Source organism: Mesorhizobium sp. WSM3862 (assembly GCF_002294985.1).
Classification (GTDB): Bacteria; Pseudomonadota; Alphaproteobacteria; order Rhizobiales; family Rhizobiaceae; genus Mesorhizobium.
Window position 1 is genome coordinate 556,282 of the sequence record NZ_NSGE01000004.1, and the last position, 16,297, is coordinate 572,578.

General features: G+C 65.6%; 16 protein-coding genes. 2 read left to right on the top strand and 14 right to left on the bottom strand.

From position 1 onward, the window contains the following. Window positions 1-3: 3 nt before the first annotated feature. The 14 genes from dhaK to CK224_RS15095 all read right to left on the bottom strand — a co-directional run bounded on the left by dhaK (window position 4) and on the right by CK224_RS15095 (window position 12,661). The gene (gene dhaK / locus CK224_RS15030) at window positions 4-990 is read right to left on the bottom strand and encodes a dihydroxyacetone kinase subunit DhaK (protein ID WP_095782289.1); all 987 of its coding nucleotides are present in this window, start codon (window positions 988-990) and stop codon (window positions 4-6) included. A gap of 26 nt (window positions 991-1,016) precedes the next feature. Next, complete coding sequence (locus CK224_RS15035; protein ID WP_095782290.1) at window positions 1,017-1,448, bottom strand: hypothetical protein; 432 nt, start codon at window positions 1,446-1,448, stop codon at window positions 1,017-1,019. Between the two features lie 7 nt (window positions 1,449-1,455). Then, window positions 1,456-3,030 carry a phosphoenolpyruvate--protein phosphotransferase gene (ptsP, locus tag CK224_RS15040; RefSeq protein ID WP_176477928.1) on the bottom strand — a complete coding sequence of 525 codons (1,575 nt, stop codon included), beginning with the start codon at window positions 3,028-3,030 and terminating at the stop codon, window positions 1,456-1,458. Between the two features lie 41 nt (window positions 3,031-3,071). Then, complete coding sequence (locus tag CK224_RS15045) at window positions 3,072-3,374, bottom strand: HPr family phosphocarrier protein (RefSeq protein WP_067003487.1); 303 nt, start codon at window positions 3,372-3,374, stop codon at window positions 3,072-3,074. Window positions 3,375-3,393: 19 nt separating this feature from the next. Further along, window positions 3,394-3,783, bottom strand: a complete 390-nt coding sequence (gene dhaM / locus CK224_RS15050; protein WP_067003489.1) for a dihydroxyacetone kinase phosphoryl donor subunit DhaM — start codon at window positions 3,781-3,783, stop codon at window positions 3,394-3,396. After that, window positions 3,783-4,382 (bottom strand): dihydroxyacetone kinase subunit DhaL, encoded by a 600-nt coding sequence (dhaL, locus tag CK224_RS15055; protein WP_095782292.1) that lies wholly within the window; start codon window positions 4,380-4,382, stop codon window positions 3,783-3,785. The genes dhaM and dhaL overlap by 1 nt, the downstream gene beginning before the upstream one ends. Before the next feature lie 10 nt (window positions 4,383-4,392). Further along, complete coding sequence (locus CK224_RS15060; RefSeq protein ID WP_095782293.1) at window positions 4,393-6,033, bottom strand: dihydroxyacetone kinase subunit DhaK; 1,641 nt, start codon at window positions 6,031-6,033, stop codon at window positions 4,393-4,395. 51 nt (window positions 6,034-6,084) lie between these two features. Next, a complete protein-coding gene (locus CK224_RS15065; RefSeq protein ID WP_095782294.1) occupies window positions 6,085-7,098 on the bottom strand; it encodes an ABC transporter ATP-binding protein in 1,014 nt (337 codons plus the stop codon). Then, window positions 7,091-8,197, bottom strand: a complete 1,107-nt coding sequence (locus CK224_RS15070; RefSeq protein WP_095782295.1) for an ABC transporter ATP-binding protein — start codon at window positions 8,195-8,197, stop codon at window positions 7,091-7,093. Before CK224_RS15070 ends, CK224_RS15065 begins: the two co-directional genes overlap by 8 nt. A 2-nt stretch (window positions 8,198-8,199) precedes the next feature. Next, window positions 8,200-8,406, bottom strand: a complete 207-nt coding sequence (locus tag CK224_RS15075; RefSeq protein WP_095777044.1) for a hypothetical protein — start codon at window positions 8,404-8,406, stop codon at window positions 8,200-8,202. After that, window positions 8,403-9,353 (bottom strand): carbohydrate ABC transporter permease, encoded by a 951-nt coding sequence (locus tag CK224_RS15080; RefSeq protein WP_067003501.1) that lies wholly within the window; start codon window positions 9,351-9,353, stop codon window positions 8,403-8,405. Before CK224_RS15080 ends, CK224_RS15075 begins: the two co-directional genes overlap by 4 nt. Continuing rightward, on the bottom strand, window positions 9,350-10,297 hold the full coding sequence (locus CK224_RS15085) for a sugar ABC transporter permease (protein WP_095782296.1): 948 nt from the start codon (window positions 10,295-10,297) through the stop codon (window positions 9,350-9,352). Before CK224_RS15085 ends, CK224_RS15080 begins: the two co-directional genes overlap by 4 nt. Window positions 10,298-10,398: 101 nt before the next feature. Next, window positions 10,399-11,730: an extracellular solute-binding protein gene (locus tag CK224_RS15090; protein WP_095782297.1), complete on the bottom strand. Its 1,332-nt coding sequence runs from the start codon at window positions 11,728-11,730 to the stop codon at window positions 10,399-10,401. A 241-nt stretch (window positions 11,731-11,971) separates the two neighbouring features. Then, window positions 11,972-12,661 (bottom strand): PIG-L deacetylase family protein, encoded by a 690-nt coding sequence (locus CK224_RS15095; protein ID WP_095782298.1) that lies wholly within the window; start codon window positions 12,659-12,661, stop codon window positions 11,972-11,974. 23 nt (window positions 12,662-12,684) lie between these two features. On the opposite strand from CK224_RS15095, the gene CK224_RS15100 reads away from it, so the two are divergent. Next, window positions 12,685-13,575, top strand: coding sequence for a DMT family transporter (locus CK224_RS15100; RefSeq protein WP_095782299.1), 891 nt, complete (start codon window positions 12,685-12,687; stop codon window positions 13,573-13,575). A 52-nt stretch (window positions 13,576-13,627) separates the two neighbouring features. Further along, window positions 13,628-16,090 (top strand): ATP-dependent helicase HrpB, encoded by a 2,463-nt coding sequence (hrpB, locus tag CK224_RS15105; protein WP_095782300.1) that lies wholly within the window; start codon window positions 13,628-13,630, stop codon window positions 16,088-16,090. Window positions 16,091-16,297 lie beyond the last annotated feature (207 nt).

The window sequence follows — 16,297 nt, forward strand, 5'->3', positions numbered from 1 at the left end:
ACGCTACATCCCCCAGCGCAGCGCCGCCGTGTGCACCGGAGCGTCCCAAAGCGCCGTCGTCTCATCCTCGAGCATCGTCAGCGTGATCGAGCAGCCTGCCATGTCGAGCGAGGTGACATAGGAGCCGACCAGCGAGCGGGTTACCGTCACGCCTCTCTTCTCGAAGATTTTTCGCGCGCTGTTGTACATCAGATAAAGCTCCATCGATGGCGTGCCGCCGAAGCCGTTGACGAAAAGCAGCGCCGGTCCCCAGGCGCGGTCACCAAGATCGCCGAGGATTGCCGTGCAGATCTCCTCGGCGATGGCGTCGGCACTCTTCAGCTCATCGCGCCGCCGGCCGGGCTCGCCATGGATGCCGACGCCGAATTCCATCTCGTTGTCGCCAATGTCGAAGGTCGGCCTGCCCGCAGCCGGCACCGTGCAACTGGTCAGCGCCACGCCCATCGAGCGCGTCGAGGCGTTGACGCGGTCGCCCAGCGCCTTGAGCTCGGGCAGTGGCATGCCTTGCTCGGCCGCGGCGCCGACGATCTTCTCCACCACCAGCGTGCCGGCCACGCCGCGCCGACCGGTGGTGTAGGACGAATTCTCGACCGCGACGTCGTCATTGGTCACCACCTGCAGAACGCCGTCCGACATTTCGGCGGCCATGTCGAAATTCATCACGTCGCCTTCATAATTTTTGACGATGAACAGGCAGCCGGCGCCGGTGTCGACGGCTTGCGCGGCCGCGAGCATCTGGTCGGGCGTCGGCGAGGTGAAGACCTGGCCGGGGCAGGCGGCGTCGAGCATGCCGTGGCCAACCAGCCCGCCATGCAGCGGCTCGTGGCCGGAGCCGCCACCCGAGATCAGCGCCACCTTGCCCGGTTTCAGCGTCTTGCGGCGAACGAATTTGTGCTCGTCGCCGAACGCGAGGATGTCGGAATGCGCGGCGACGAAGCCATCAAGGCTTTCGGTGAGGACCGTGTCCACCGAATTCAGAAACTTCTTCATGGCAGTCCTCCCGAATAGGTCCTCGCTCAGCCGCTGCCCCTGCCGGCGATGCTGGTGATCTTCTGGATGAATTCGTTGATCGCTCGGTCGAGCGCTGCGTTCTGCTTGTCGTCGCCGAAATCCGGCACGATGAGCGAGACGTGGCGCGTCTTGCGCTGACCCGAAGCCGCCGGCAGCTTGCCCGGATGCGCCTGGTGATAGGCGGCCAGGAACTGGTCGCGCTCGGCCGGGCTGAAATGGCAGACGGAAAAGATAGCCGGCAAATGCTTCGACGGGATGGGGATCGAATAGGCCGGGCTGGAGATTTGCGTGACGAAACTGCGATGCTTGCCGAGCGCATCGGCAAGTCGCTGGCGCATGCCGGAAGGCCGCTGGTCGATGACTTGCGACAGGATGGTCTTATACGCGCGGATCGCGTCTTCCGCGCCGGCTTCTTGTATTTTGGCAGGCTTGGCCATGCTGTGCTTACACCGGAACGTCCGCTATGGCCGCCTTGGCCATGGCGAGTTGCGCCGGAGCCACCGATAGGTCGCGCAGGCCAGCCTCAATCAGCGCCGGAATGGCGGCCGGATCGCCGCCGGCATCGCCGCAGAGGCTGACCGGAATTCCTTTCTCGCGCCCGAAGGCCGCGACCGAAGTGATCAGCCGCATCACAGCCGGATGGCGGACAGCGTTGAGATGTGCAACGGCGGCGTTGTCACGCGCGGCTGCCATCACATATTGCGTCAGGTCGTTGGAGCCGATCGAGAAGAAGGCAACGTCGGCAAAAGCCTCCGGCGCGATGGCCACCGAAGGGACCTCGACCATGATGCCCAGCGGCGGCAGCTTGTGCGCAACACCGCGCGACGCGAGAGCGGCCTCCTCCTCCGCAAATAACGCGGCGGCCTGCCTGTGCTCTTCGGCCCTGGCGATCATCGGAAACATCACCTTCAGATTGCCGTGGGCGGCGGCGCGCAGCAATGCCCGGATTTGCACCCGGAAGATGTCGCTCCGCGCCAGCGACAGCCTGATACCGCGCAGGCCGAGAAACGGGTTGGTCTCCTCGACGGTGAAGTCGGGGATCGGTTTGTCGCCGCCGGCATCGATGGTGCGGATGGTCACCGGTTTTTCTCCGGCCCATTCCAGCACCTTGCGGTAGGCTTGGTACTGTGTCTCCTCGTCCGGCAGGGCCTTGCCGAACAGGAATTCGGTGCGCATGAGCCCGACGCCATCACAGGTCGCAATGTCGATGCCGTCGACATCGGAAGGGTAGGCAATGTTTACCTGCACCCGCACCGACGTGCCGGCCTTGGTCGCCGCCGGCTGGGCGAGAAAAGTCTGCGCCTGGCCTTGTCGCGCCGCGAAGGAGGAGGATGATTGCCGGAACGCCTCGATCTCCTTCGGCGAGGGCGAGAGCACGATGCCGCCATGCTCGGCGTCGAGCAGCGCGTTTCCGGTGGGCTCGTCCGCAAAGGCACCAAGCCCCACCACCATCGGCACGCCGCGCGAGCGTGCCAGCATGGCGACATGGCTGGCGGTGCTGCCGGCCCCGAGCGCAATGCCGCCGCCTCTGCTCCAGTCGGTTTCGAGGAAACGCGTCGGCGCGATATCGCTGCCATAGAGGATGGACCCCGGGGGTGCCGCGGTCTCGCTATCCTCGCTCAGCGCTCGCAGCACCTGGTCGCGGATGTCGCGCAAGTCCGCGGCGCGTGCCCGGAAATAGTCCTGGTCGGACGCCTCATAGCCGGCGATCTCGGCATCCAGTGCTTGCCGCCAGGCAGCGTCGGCCGGCTCTCCGGAGCCGAGCGCCGCGAAGGCGGGCGCGCTCAGCGCGACGTCCTCCAGCATGGCGATGTGGAATTCGAGGATGCCGGGGGCATCGCCATCGGCCGTCTCGACAAGCGAGGTCAGCCGGCTCACCGCCTTGCCGATGGCCGCCTTCAGCGCTGCTTTCTCCTCCGCCTCGCTCGCCTTGGCCACATAAGCAGCCGGTGGACGGTCGAGGTTGAACAGCGTCCCTTCGGCGTAGCCGGGAGAGGCAGGGATGCCCTCAATCCGCATGGCCCGCATTCCTTGCGGATTGAGAGGGCGGCAGACCCGGCTCAAGCGGAGCGGGCATGATCCGCATCCTCGTCGAAATCGCGCTGCACCAGGCCGACCAGCGCTTCGACCGCGTTGCTTGCGCCGTCGCCTCGCGCCCTTATGTGCAGCACGGTTCCTTTCGGCGCCTTGGCCGCCATGACCTTGACGATGCTCTTGGCATCGAACCAGGGGCCGTTGGCGGCGACTGCCACCTCCACCTCGGCCGCGAACGACTTGGCGAGCTTGGTGAACTTCACCGAAGGGCGCGCGTGCAGGCCCACCTCGTGGGTGATCAGAACCGTGGCTTCGGCGGATGCGGACATTCAGTCGATTCCCGTTCACTCACGACGGCGACAATTCATGCGCCGTCGCCACCACTTCCTTGAGCGAGGCACCCCCGGAAGATTCCGTCGCCGCCATCACCGCGCCCTCGACGATCGGCGCGTTGCAGACGACTATTCTGCGGGAGCGCGGCTCGCCGATCATTTCCACCGCCATCTCGCTGTTGGTCTCGGCGCCGCCGAGATCGACCAGGATGGCGACGCCCGCTTCCGACCAGGCCTTTTCGATCGCGCCCATGATCGCCTCGACGCTGGTGCCCAGCCCGCCATGGCCGTTTCCGCCGCACCATGCAAGCGGCACTTCGTCGCCCACCATCTGGCGCACCATGTCGGCCGTGCCTTCGGCGACCAGCGGCGAATGCGAGACGATGACGATACCGACATTGCTCATCAAGAACCCTCGATCGCTTCAGCGACTGCGCGCACCAAGAGCGCGGTCGACCGCGCCCCGGCGTCCATATGCCCGATCGAGCGCTCCCCCAGGAAAGAGGCGCGCCCACGCAAGGCCTTCATCTGCACGGTGGCCTCGGCCGCCCTGTCGGCGGCGTCTGCGATTGCGCCAGCCGTCTTGCCCTGCGCCAGTGCCTCATACACCGGCTGCAGCACGTCGAGCATCGTTTTTTGCCCCGGCTGCGATTTGCCGCGCGCCGAAACCGCCTCGATCGCCTTACCCAGCGCCGCTGTCAGCGCGGCGCGGTCGGGCGTGCCGGACAGTTCCTTGCCGAGCGCCATGAACAGAGTACCGAACAAGGGGCCGGAGGCTCCGCCGACGGTCATCACCAACTTGGTGCCGATCGCCTTAAGCGCGTCCGGCAGCGGTTTTGCCGCGATTGCGGCCTTTTCGGCGCGCACCGCATCGAAGCCGCGCTTCATGTTCAGACCATGGTCGCCGTCGCCGATCGCCTGGTCGAGCGCGGTCAGCTCGTCGGCATGCGCCGCGATCGTATCCGCAGTCGCCGCGATCAATTGTGAGAAATCGGGTGCGGCCATCGCCTGTCCTTCATGCCGGGGCGAACATGGCCACCACGGCCGCGAACGCCTCGGCAACTGCAAACGCGCCCGGATCCGCTATGTCAAGCTGGCGGCCGATATAGGCCGAGCGACCGGCCTTCGCCTTCTGCATCGCCGCCGTCGCCTGCGCGCCGCTCCGCGCGGCCGAAGCAGCCGCCTCCAGCCCGTTCGTGTCGAGCGCCTTCAGAGCCGGCTCCAGGGCGTCGACCATTGTGCGGTCGCCGAGCTTCGCGCCGCCGTAGAAGGTCATGCGGTCAAGGCCGGCGAGCAGCGCCTTGCTGAGCGGCGCGCCGCCGTTGAGCGACTGCGCGGCAGCCGTGAAGAAGATCGACAAAAGCACGCCGCTGGAACCGCCCATGGAAGTTCCCAATGTATCGCCGATTGTGGCGAGAGTTGCGGCCTTGTCCGCAAGCGGCAGCGTGTCGACGCGGTCGAGCACGCTGCGTGCGCCGGTCGCCACCGTCGATCCCGTGTCGCCGTCGCCGGCTTTGGCGTCGAGGTCATTCAGAGCCTCCTCGAGCGAGATCAGCTTCTCGCAGACCGCAGCAATCAGCCGCTCGGCGCCGGCGTCACGGCTGGCCGCTTTGGCGATGTCGCGACCTGCCGGCTGGGCTGTGGCCACCACGACCGGCGGGCGCACCGGGCTGGCCGGCAGCCAGGCATGCGGGCCGACCGGCGCCAGCAGCGCCGCCTCGCGCTCCGCCTCGAGCCTGATCAGCGACAGCGAAAAGCCGTTCATGTTGAGCGCGGTCATCAGATGTCCGGGACCGATCGTCAGCTTCACCGCCTTTGCCAGCGGCGAGGCCAGCACGGCATTGGCGATCAGCGACATTTCGAGCGGCGGTACCGATCCGAGATTGTTGATCAGCAAGGCATAGCGGCTGCCGGCATCGAGCCGGGCCGCGAGGCGGTCGGCCATGATGGCGACGAGCGCACTGGCGCTCTGCAGGGTTATGCGCTCCACGCCCGGCTCGCCATGGATGCCGAGGCCGAGCTCGGAGTCGTCGGCGCCGAAGCGGTCCTCGTGGGTCTGGCCGGGGATCGAGCAGGAGGAGAGCGAGATGCCGAGCGAAACGATGTCCTTCGCCGCCGCCCGCGCTGCCGCCGCGACCGAGGCCAGGTCATGGCCGGATTCGGCAAGATGTCCGGCGATCTTGTGCACGAACAGCGTGCCGGCGACGCCGCGCGGCTGCGCGATATCGGGCAGCGCGATGTCGTCGCCGACAATCACCATGTCGACCGCGAAGCCCTCGGCGCGGGCCCTTTCTGCGGCGAGGCCGAAATTGAGGCGGTCGCCGGTGTAGTTCTTGACGATCAGCAGGCAGCCGGCCGGCCCGGTCGTCGCGCGGATCGCCGCCAGCACCGCCTCGACACTCGGCGAAGCGAAGATCTCGCCGGAGACTGCCGCCGTCAGCATGCCGGCGCCGACGAAGCCCGCATGCGACGGCTCATGCCCCGCGCCACCGCCGGAAACGACGCTCACCTTCGCCTTGTCCCAGTCGGCGCGCAGCACGACCTTGATCTCGGGATAGCCGTCGAGCCGCGCCAGCGTGCCGGAGCCGGCAGTGGCCAGAAAACCGTCCAGCGCTTCGGTAACGATCGAGTCCTTGCGATTGAAAAAGTGCTTCATGGATTTCGTCCAGTCGTATCTGCGGTCGTCAAAAAAGTGCGGGTGCGCCGGCTACATCAATCTTTGCCCGTCCGACCCAAAATAAAGCGGCGAGCGATAGCGGATCGTCACTCTGTCCCCCTTTGCGAGCGACGTGTCGGGATCGGTCAGCGTTACCAGCTTCTTGGCGCCCACCGTGACATGCAGATGGTTCTGGTCGCCGAGATGCTCGACCCAGTCGACGACGCCGTCGGCATGGCCGTTCGCCGCCTTTTCGATCACGAGATGTTCGGTGCGCGCGCCGATCGTCGTCGTGCCGGTGGGCGCGGCGCCGTCGGGCAGCAGCCCTGCCGGCAGAAGGTTGATCGCCGGCTGCCCGAGGCGGGCCGCGACATGAAGGTTTGCCGGCTCGGAATAGATCGCGCGCGGCGTGCCGATCTGCACCAGCACGCCCTCGGAGAGGATGCCGATGCGGTCGGCCATGGTCATCGCCTCGATCTGGTCATGCGTGACGTAGAGCATGGTGGCGCCGAGCTCGGACTGGATGCGCTTCAGCTCGAGCCTGAGATCGGCGCGCAGCTTGGCGTCGAGCGAGGACAGCGGCTCGTCCATCAGATAGATCGAGGGCTTGCGCACCAAGGCGCGGCCGATGGCGACGCGCTGCATCTCGCCGCCCGACAGCCTGGTCGAGCGGCTGTTGAGCTTGTGGTCGATGCGCACCATCCGCGCGACTTCCTCGACGCGGCGGCGGATCGCTTGCTCCGGAAAACGCCGCGCCGGCGAGCGCAGCGGGAAGGCGAGGTTGTCGAAGACCGAAAGATGCGGGTAGAGCGAATATTGCTGGAAGACGAAGGCCGTGTCGCGCTCGGCCGGCGACAGCCCCGTCGCATCGTGGCCGCCGATCTGGATCGTGCCGCTGTCCGGCCGCTCGAGCCCTGCGATCAGCCTGAGCGTCGTCGTCTTGCCGGCGCCGGTCGGGCCGAGCAGCACGACGAACTCGCCGTCCTTGATCTGCAGGTCGAGATCGCTGACCGCGACTGTCTCGCCGAAGCTCTTGGTCACACCCTGAATCTGCACGTCAGCCATGGCGCGCCTCCACTGCCTGATCGTACATGGCGGTTTTCACCGCGCGTCCAGTGCCTTTCTCGAACAGCGACAGCCGCGCGCTGCTCAATGCCAGCCCTACCTGTTCGCCCGTATTCAGATGGAGTCCGGCCGGCACCCGGGCCTTGATGATGCCGTCAGCCGTCTCCACCGCGACGATCTGCGTGGTGCCGAGATATTCGGTGCCGTAGATCGCGCCGCGCAGCTTCGAAGCATCATCGAAGCGGATGTGCTCGGGGCGGATGCCAAGCGCCATGTCGGCCGGCGCAATATCCTCGCGCACTTCCGGGACCGTCACCCTGGCGCCCTGCACGACGATCTCCTTCGAACCCCTCGCGAGCCCGCCGCCGAAGCGCAAGAAGTTCATCGGCGGCGAGCCGATGAAATCGGCGACGAACATCGTGGCCGGCCGGTCGTAGATTTCGCGCGGGCTGCCGAACTGCTCGATGACGCCGTGGTTCATCACCGCTATCTTGTCGGCCATGGACATCGCTTCCATCTGGTCGTGCGTGACATAGACGGTGGTGGCGTGGATGCGGTTGTGCAGCTCGCGCAGCTCATGCACCATCAAATCGCGGAACTCGGTGTCCAGGGTTCCAAGCGGCTCATCCATCAGGAAACATTTCGGTCGCCTGACGATGGCGCGGCCGAGCGCGACGCGTTGGCGGTCGCCGCCGGCAAGACCGGAGACCGACTTGTCGAGCAGGTGGTCGATGCGCAGCAGCTTCGCGGTCTCCTCGACGCGCGTGCGGATCTCGGCCGACGCCATGCCTTGCGCCAAGAGCGGGAAGCCGATGTTCTTGCGCACATTCATATGCGGATAGAGCGCGAAGAGCTGGAAGACGAAGGCGATGTCACGCTCGCGCGCCCGGCGCATGGTGACGTCCTCGCCGCCGAGCAGGATCTTGCCGCCGGTGGGCAGTTCGAGGCCGGCGATCATGCGGAGCGTCGTCGTCTTGCCGCAGCCCGACGGCCCGAGCATGACGAAGAACTCGCCATTCTCGACGACGAAATTGGAATCCTGCACGGCGACGAACTCGCCGAAGGCCTTCCTCAGATTCTGAACACGGATCTCGGCCATTTTTATTCCGGGAATTTCGAGACGACGATGAACATGGCGGTGCCGGCGAGCATGGTGACGAAGGAATAGCTGTAGAGCGACAGCGCGAAAGGCTGGAACAGCATCAAAAAGCCGATGGCGATGATCGCGGTGGCGATGTTTTCCATCAGGCCGCGCCTTGCCCAGACGGGCCAACGCGATTTGCGTTTTGCAGGCTGGATCGTGCTCATTTGCGCACCGCGCCGAAGGTGATGCCGCGCAGCAATTGCTTGCGGAGCAGGATGGTGAAGACCAGGATGGGCACCAGGAAGATCGTCGTGCCGGCGGCCACTGCCGGCCAGTCCTGGCCGCCTTCGCCGATGATGGTCGGGATGAAGGGCGGCGCGGTCTGCGCCGTGCCGGAGGTCAGAAGCGCGGCGAAGGCATATTCGTTCCAGGCAAAGATCAGGCAGAAGATGGCGGTCGCGGCAATGCCGGTAGTCGCCTGCGGCAGCACCGTGCGCCAGAAGGCCTGCAGCCGCGTATAGCCGTCGATCATCGCCGCTTCTTCGTATTCGCGCGGGATCTCGTCGATGAAGCCCTTGAGCAGCCAGACCGCCAGCGAGACATTGACCGCGGTGTAGAGCAGGATCATGCCGAGCGCGGTGTCGGAGAGGCCGAGCTCGCGGTACATCAGGTAGATCGGGATCGCGACGGCGATCGGCGGCATCATGCGCGTCGACAGGATGAAGAACAGGAGGTCGTCTGCCAAAGGCACCTTGAAGCGCGAGAAGCCGTAGGCCGAGAGCGTGCCGAGGAACACCGCGCAGAAGGTCGAGCCGAAGGCGATGATCAGCGAGTTGACGAAGCGCGGCAGGAAGTTCGACGGGCCGGCGATCACCATGTTGCGCTTGCGCACCGTCTCGTCGCAGAAGCCGGTCGCCGGTCCGAGCGCGTTGATGTATTCCGGCGTCTGCCTGGTGCGCGTCGTGAACAGGTTGCAGTAGCCTTCGATGCTCGGCTGGAAGACGATCTTCGGCGGATAGGCAATCGAATCCGGCGGCGTCTTGAAGCTGGTGGCGAAGATCCACAAGAGCGGCACGATCGAGATCAGCGCGTAGCCGACGACGAGCACGCCGGCGATCCGCTTCGAGTTCGTCGAAGGTGCGACGACGGAATGGGCGGCGGTCAGGCTCATCTCTGCTTCACCTTGTTGAGTGCCTTGACGTAGATGTTGGCAAGGCCGAACACCGCGACGAACAGGACGATGGCGAAAGCCGAGGAATAGCCGGTGCGCCAGCTTTCGAAGGCCTGCCGCTTCAGCGTGATCGAGGCGACCTCGGTGGTCGAGCCCGGTCCGCCGCCGGTGAGCAGGTTGACCATGTCGAACATCTTGAAGTTCTCGATGCCGCGAAACAGCACCGCCAGCATGATGAAGGGCAGCGCCATCGGCAGGGTGATCGACCAGAACTGCCGCCAGTTGGAGGCGCGGTCGACCTCGGCCGCTTCATAAATGTATTCTGGGATGGAGCGCAGGCCGGCGAGGCAGATCAGCATCACGTAAGGTGTCCACATCCATGTGTCGACGATGATGATCGCCCATGGCGCCAGCTCGACATTGGACAGCATCTGGACATTCGTCGGCGCGATGCCGGTGAGGAATGAGATGGCGTAGGCGAACAGCCCGATCTGCGGTTCGTAGAGGAAGCGCCAGAAATTGCCGACCACCGCCGGGGACAGCATCATCGGCACCAGGATGATCGTGGTCCAGAAGGCGTGGCCGCGGAATTTCCGGTCGATCAGCCAGGCGAGCGTGAAGCCGATCACCGTCTGCAGCAGGATGGTCCAGAAGACGAAATGCGCCGTCGTCTGCATGGCGATCCAGATATCCTGGTCGCCGAGGATGCGCCTGTAGTTGGAAAGCCCGAGATTCTTGACCACTTCGTTCGGGCGGTTGGCGCGGTAATTGGTGAAGGAGAGGTAGATCGCCCAGAACAGCGGGAAGATGTTGATGGCTAAAAGCAGAAGGATCGTCGGCGAAATGAACAGCCAGGCGAGGCCCTTGTCGCTGATGCCCCGGATCTTCCTGGCCAACGGCTCGGGTGTGGCCCGCGCAGCGTTGTCCGCAGTCCGATTGAGCATGGTTAGTCCTGCATCGGTCACTGGTCAGCCTCGGCGATGAAATTTATCTGAACTGCGTCCCGTGCCTAGGCGGCACGGGACGCACCTGCTCGGGAGGAGCCTTACATCTTGCCGTCGTCCTGGAAGATCTGCGTCCAGTCCTTGACGAGGCCGTCGAGCGCATCCTTGGCCGAGCCCTGGCCGGCGACGACATAGTCGTGGAAGCGCTTCTGCGAGGCCTGCAGCAGCGGCGCGTAGCTCGGCTCTGCCCAGAAGTCCTTCACGATCGCCATGGAGTCGAGGAAGGCCTGCGCATAGGGCTGGCTGGACGGGAACTTCGGATCCTTGACGACGGAATTCAGGCAGGAATAGCCGCCGAGCGACCACCACTTGGCCTGCACGTCCTTGTTGGCGAACCACTTGATGTATTTCAGCGCCGATTCCTGCTTGTCGGAGTAGGAAACCACCGAGATGCCCTGGCCGCCGAGCTGCGCGAACTGGTCGCCGTCGGGACCTTTCGGATTGGCGAAGTAACCGATCTTGTCGCCGCCGACATTCTCGTCCTTCTGGAGGCCGGGCCAGGTGAAGGCGAAGTTCATGTGCATCGCCACCTGGCCGGATTTGAAGGCATCGACGCCTTCGCCCATGTAGCTGTTGGAGGCGCCGGGCGGTGTGCAGCAATCATAGAGCGCCTTGTAGAATTCCAGCCCCTTCACCGACTTCTCGGAATTGACGAAGCCGTCCATCTCATAGGGCTTCTTCGGGTTCTCGTACTGGAAGCCGTAGCTGTAAAGCACGTCCATGGCGCCCATGGTGATGCCTTCGGAGCCGCGCTCGGTGTAGATCGAGGCGCCATAGACGGTCTTGCCGTCGATCTGCCGCTTCTGGAAGAACTCGGCGATCTGCCTCAGCTGGTCGAAGGTCGTCGGCGGGGCGAGGTCCCAGCCATACTTCTCCTTGAACTCCTTCTGCAGTTCCGGCCGCGAGAACCAGTCTTTGCGATAGGTCCAGCCGACCACGTCGCCCATGGCCGGCAGCGCCCAGTAGTTCGGCGTGTTCTTCGGCCATTCGGAATAGCCGACGACGGTCGCCGGCACGAAGTCGTCCATGCTGATCTTCTCCTTGTCGAAGAAGTCGTTCAGCTTGACGTAATGACCGTTCTCGGCCGCGCCGCCGATCCACTGGCTGTCGCCGATGATCAGGTCGCAGAGCTTGCCGTGTGAGTTGAGCTCATTGAGGAAGCGGTCGGCATAGTTGGTCCACGGCACGAATTCGAACTTCATGCCGATGCCGGTTTCCTTGGTGAAGTCCTTGGACAATTCCACGAGCGCGTTGGCCGGATCCCAAGCCGCCCAGCAAAGCGTCAGGTCTTCCGCATGCGCCGCGTTCGAGACGGCGGTCGACGCGAGTGCCGCCGAGGCCAGTCCCAACGCCAGTTTCAAGGTCGATTTCATGCCTTACCTCCCATTTGCGAAACGCGTCCGGATGACGGTTTCAAAAGCCTCAACCTCGCTCCTCCGAGGGGCCTGAACATGGCGCGCGTCGCGCCGCCGATGTTTAGTAATTTGTTTAGTGATGCTCTTTTTACTAAACAACGCAAGCGAATTCGTTGCTGCGCCGCAGCATGACGAAGGCGGTGCTTGAAATCGTTGGGAAATAACTGTCGGTGCCTTGGCGGCTCGTAGCTTCAGCCGGCTACTTGACGCTCTTCGGGCCCACCGTGACCGGCCGGATCCGCGGCGCCGGAGGCAGCAGCTCGCGGATGTCGGCAAAGGGGAAGACGGGCTCGAACCGAAACGCCTCGGCCAGCGCGCCGGGCGCGCCGTTGCATTGGCCGGCGCGGAACGCGTTCTGCATGCGTGCACCGTTGAGATAATGCTCGGGCCCCTGTGAGCGATGCGCGAGAATCGCCTGCCCCTTGAGGTCCCAGTGGCTGGAAATGTCGACGTAATGCGTCGGCGAGAAACCTGTGCCGCCGAGCGTGTCGGCATGCAGCACCGGTACCTCGAAGGACGCCGCGATGCGCACGCCATCCGACAGCGCGCGGTGGTCGCCGTGATAGTCGTTCGGCGCATGCGTGATCGCGAGGTCGGGTTGCACCTCGCCGATCAGCGCCTTCAGTGTGTCGATCAAAACGGCATCCGCAACCAGCGCCCCGTCGGGGAAACCGAGGAAACGCGGTGTGACGCCGAGCAGGCCGGCCGCCTCGGTCGCTTCCTCGCGCCGCGTTTTGACAAGCGACTTCGGATCGCCCTTGCCGCCCTTGGCTCCGTCCGTGGCTATCGCAAAAGTCAGCTCTGCGCCTAGCGCGGCGTAGGCGGCCAGCGTACCGAACATGAATATCTCGATATCGTCGGGATGAGCCCCCAGCGCCAGTATCTTCACTTCTTTTCTCCCGGATATGGAACGTGCCGAACGGAATCCTGCTCGCCTTCGTCGCCTATGCAAGCTATTCGTGGAGCGATGCCGTCATCAAGAGCCTGGGCGGGCAGTTCACCGTCTTCGAGATCGGCTTCTTCGTAACCTTGTTTGCCGGCTGTTTCCTGTTCTTCACAAGGCCTGCCGATGAGCGCTGGCGCGACTTCTGGCGCACCAGCCGGCCCTGGGCCGTGCAGGCCCGCGCCTGGGCAGGCATCGCATCGGGCGTGCTCAGCGTCTATGCCTTCACCACCATTCCGCTGGCGGAAGTCTACGCGTTGATTTTCCTGGCGCCGTTGTTCGTCACCATCCTCTCCACTCTCATCCTGAAGGAGAAGGTTGGGCCCTGGCGATGGCTCGCCGTGGTCGCCGGCTTTGCCGGCGTCATGCTGGTCGTCAGGCCGGGTTTCCGCGAACTTCATCTCGGCCACCTCGCGGCCTTTGCCATCGCCTTTCTTGCCGCCACCAGCGTCATCCTGATGCGGTCGCTGGCGCAGCAGGAGAAGCGCACGACGATGCTCGGCGTGCTTGTCGGCTACGGCCTGCTCTTCAATGGCCTCGGTGTGGCGGCAACGTCGTTCACCTTGCCGGATGGCAATCAGCTGATCTGGCTGGTCATGGCCGGCGCCTTCACCGCCGGCGGTCAGCTGTTGCAGCTTCTCGCGGCCAAATACGCGCCCGCCAACCGGATCGCGCCGACGCATTATTCACAGATCGTCTGGGCGGTGGTGCTGGGCTCGTTGTTCTTCCGGGAAGATCCCGACCTGCTGACGCTGGCCGGCCTTGCGGTGCTCGGCGCCTCGGGCCTGCTGACCATGGTTCGCGAGGAGGTACGGCTGGGCACCGTGCGCTTGAACCCGTTCACGCGCACCAGGCTTTAGGCAATTCCGGGACAGGTTGCGCGCTCACCGTGGCCGCTGATATGCGGACGCCATGAACAGAGGAATTTTGCCGGAACTCCCGGTATCCGCCGTGCTGCCGGTGCTCGGCGAGGCGCTCGCCGGGCGCAACAGCGCCGTGCTGGTGGCGCCGCCCGGTGCCGGCAAGACGACGCTGGTGCCGCTGGCGCTGCTCGACGCGCCCTGGCTCGGCGAAGGCAGGATCGTGCTGCTGGAGCCGCGTAGGCTGGCAGCCCGCGCCGCCGCCCGTCGCATGGCCGAGCTTGTCGGCGAGGAGCCGGGTGGTACAGTCGGCTACGCGATGCGCATGGAGAACCGCACTTCAGCGCGGACAAAGATCCTCGTCGTCACCGAAGGCGTGCTGTCGCGCATGATCCTCGACGATCCCGAACTGCCCGGCGTTGCGGCGGTGATCTTCGATGAATTCCACGAGCGTTCGCTCGACGGCGATTTCGGCCTCGCGCTGGCGCTCGATGTTCAGGGCGCGCTGAGGCCGGATCTGCGCCTGCTGGTGATGTCGGCGACGCTCGACGGCGCGCGCGTCGCAAAACTACTGGCGGGGGCGCCGGTGATCGAAAGTGAGGGCCGCGCCTTCCCGGTCGACATCCGCTATGACGAGCGGCCGGCCGGCATGGCGGTCGAGGACGCGATGGCCAAGGCGCTTCGCTCGGCTTTAGCCGCCGAGCAGGGCAGCGTGCTCGCTTTCCTGCCCGGACAGCGCGAGATCGAGCGCACCGCAGAGCGGCTCGAAGACCGCCTCGGTGCCGATACCGACATCGTTCCGCTCTATGGCCAGTTGGACAACAGGGCGCAGGATGCCGCGATCAAGCCGGCGCCGGCTGGCCGCCGAAAAGTGGTGCTGGCGACCTCGATCGCCGAGACCTCGATCACCATCGACGGCGTGCGCGTCGTCATCGATTGCGGCCTATCGCGCCTGCCGCGCTACGAGCCGGCAAGCGGCCTGACCCGGCTGGAAACGGTGCGCGTCAGCAAGGCTTCCGCCGATCAGCGGGCCGGCCGCGCCGGACGAACGCAGCCGGGCGTCGCCATCCGGCTATGGCGTGCCGAGCAGACGGCGGCGCTTCCCGCCTTTACGCCGCCGGAAATCCTCGAGGCTGACCTTTCCGGCGTGTTGCTCGACTGCGCCGCTTTCGGCATCGCCGATCCGTCGAGCCTGTCCTTCCTCGACCCGCCGCCGGCGCCGGCGCTCAACGAAGCGAGGGTCTTGCTCAAAGCGCTGCATGCAATCGATGACGCCGGCCGCTTGACGGAGGCGGGCGCGGCGATGCGCAAGCTTGCCCTGCCGGTGCGGCTCGCGCACATGGTGGCGGAAGCGGCTGAGATCGGGCAGGCGCAGGAAGCGGCGATGCTTGCCGTGCTTTTGACGGAGCGCGGGCTTGGCGGCGACAGCGCCGACCTCGAACGGCGGCTGATCCGCTTCCGCGCCGAAAAATCGCCGCGCGCCGATGCCGCCCGGCAACTTGCCGCACGCCTGGCCAAGCAGGCAGGCGGGGCAAGGGCAGACACGCCAGCCGCGCCCGGTGCCTTGCTGATCCATGCCTGGCCGGATCGTGTCGCCAGAGCCCGCGGCGAGCGCGGCCGCTTCGTGCTCGCCAACGGTTCCGGCGCGATGGTCGACGCCGCCGATCCGCTTGCCGGCGAGAGCTGGCTGGTCGTCGCCGATCTGCAGGGCAAGGCGCAGAATGCCCGCATCACCGCCGCCGCGCCCGTCGACGAGGCTCTTATCCGCACCGCGCTTGCCGACCGCATCGAGACGAAGCGCGAGACGAGTTTCGACCGCGAGCGCCGCGCCGTGCGCGTGCGCGAGACGGCGCGGCTCGGCGCCATCACCCTTTCCGAGCGCATGCTGCCCGCACCTTCCGGTGCCGAGGCCGATCGGGCCATGCTGGACGCCTTGCGCGAGCACGGTCTGTCGCTGCTCGACTGGGGCAAGGAGGCGGAAACGCTGCGCCAGCGGCTCGGCTGGCTCTATCGCGGCCTCGGCGCGCCGTGGCCCGACGTCTCGGACCAGGCGCTTCTCGGCCGTCTCGACGACTGGCTGCTGCCTTTCCTTGCCGGCGATGCCTCCTTCGCGGCGATCAGGCTGGCGGCGCTTGCAGCAGGCCTGATGTCCCTGGTCCCACACGATCTGCAGCGCAAAGTCGACGCGCTGGCGCCGACCCATTTCGACGCGCCCTCGGGCAGCCATGTGCCGATCCGCTATGATGGCGAATGGCCGGTGCTGGCGATCCGCGTGCAGGAGCTGTTCGGCCTCGATCGCCATCCTTCGATCGCGGGCGGTACGGTGCCGCTGACTCTGGAGCTGTTGTCGCCGGCACATCGCCCGATCCAGACGACGCGCGATCTGCCCGGCTTCTGGCGCGGCTCGTGGGCGGATGTGCGCACCGATATGCGCGGCCGCTATCCCAAGCACGTCTGGCCGGAAAACCCGCTGCTGGCGGCCGCCACCAGCCGCGCCAAGCCGCGCGGGACATAGGTTCGTGCCGCTTTCGGCGGGCCATTCGCGTTAGTGGGCAACGTGCGTTGGCGATTGGCGCAATCGCCCATCACTTCGTCATCCACCGGCGGAGCAAGGAGCGAAGCGACGCGCGTAGACCCGAGGATCCATTCCGTTACCTTGACCGTAAAATGCAGCGGAACAGAATTCTGAACCATCGCAGAGCTTCGAAGTCACGGAATGGAT

Coding starts and splice junctions, on each gene's coding strand:
- dhaK (WP_095782289.1), bottom strand. CDS start 990: ATGAAGAAGTTTCTGAATTCGGTGGACACGGTCCTCACCGAAAGCCTT.
- CK224_RS15035 (WP_095782290.1), bottom strand. CDS start 1,448: ATGGCCAAGCCTGCCAAAATACAAGAAGCCGGCGCGGAAGACGCGATC.
- ptsP (WP_176477928.1), bottom strand. CDS start 3,030: ATGCGGATTGAGGGCATCCCTGCCTCTCCCGGCTACGCCGAAGGGACG.
- CK224_RS15045 (WP_067003487.1), bottom strand. CDS start 3,374: ATGTCCGCATCCGCCGAAGCCACGGTTCTGATCACCCACGAGGTGGGC.
- dhaM (WP_067003489.1), bottom strand. CDS start 3,783: ATGAGCAATGTCGGTATCGTCATCGTCTCGCATTCGCCGCTGGTCGCC.
- dhaL (WP_095782292.1), bottom strand. CDS start 4,382: ATGGCCGCACCCGATTTCTCACAATTGATCGCGGCGACTGCGGATACG.
- CK224_RS15060 (WP_095782293.1), bottom strand. CDS start 6,033: ATGAAGCACTTTTTCAATCGCAAGGACTCGATCGTTACCGAAGCGCTG.
- CK224_RS15065 (WP_095782294.1), bottom strand. CDS start 7,098: ATGGCTGACGTGCAGATTCAGGGTGTGACCAAGAGCTTCGGCGAGACA.
- CK224_RS15070 (WP_095782295.1), bottom strand. CDS start 8,197: ATGGCCGAGATCCGTGTTCAGAATCTGAGGAAGGCCTTCGGCGAGTTC.
- CK224_RS15075 (WP_095777044.1), bottom strand. CDS start 8,406: ATGAGCACGATCCAGCCTGCAAAACGCAAATCGCGTTGGCCCGTCTGG.
- CK224_RS15080 (WP_067003501.1), bottom strand. CDS start 9,353: ATGAGCCTGACCGCCGCCCATTCCGTCGTCGCACCTTCGACGAACTCG.
- CK224_RS15085 (WP_095782296.1), bottom strand. CDS start 10,297: ATGCTCAATCGGACTGCGGACAACGCTGCGCGGGCCACACCCGAGCCG.
- CK224_RS15090 (WP_095782297.1), bottom strand. CDS start 11,730: ATGAAATCGACCTTGAAACTGGCGTTGGGACTGGCCTCGGCGGCACTC.
- hrpB (WP_095782300.1), top strand. CDS start 13,628: ATGAACAGAGGAATTTTGCCGGAACTCCCGGTATCCGCCGTGCTGCCG.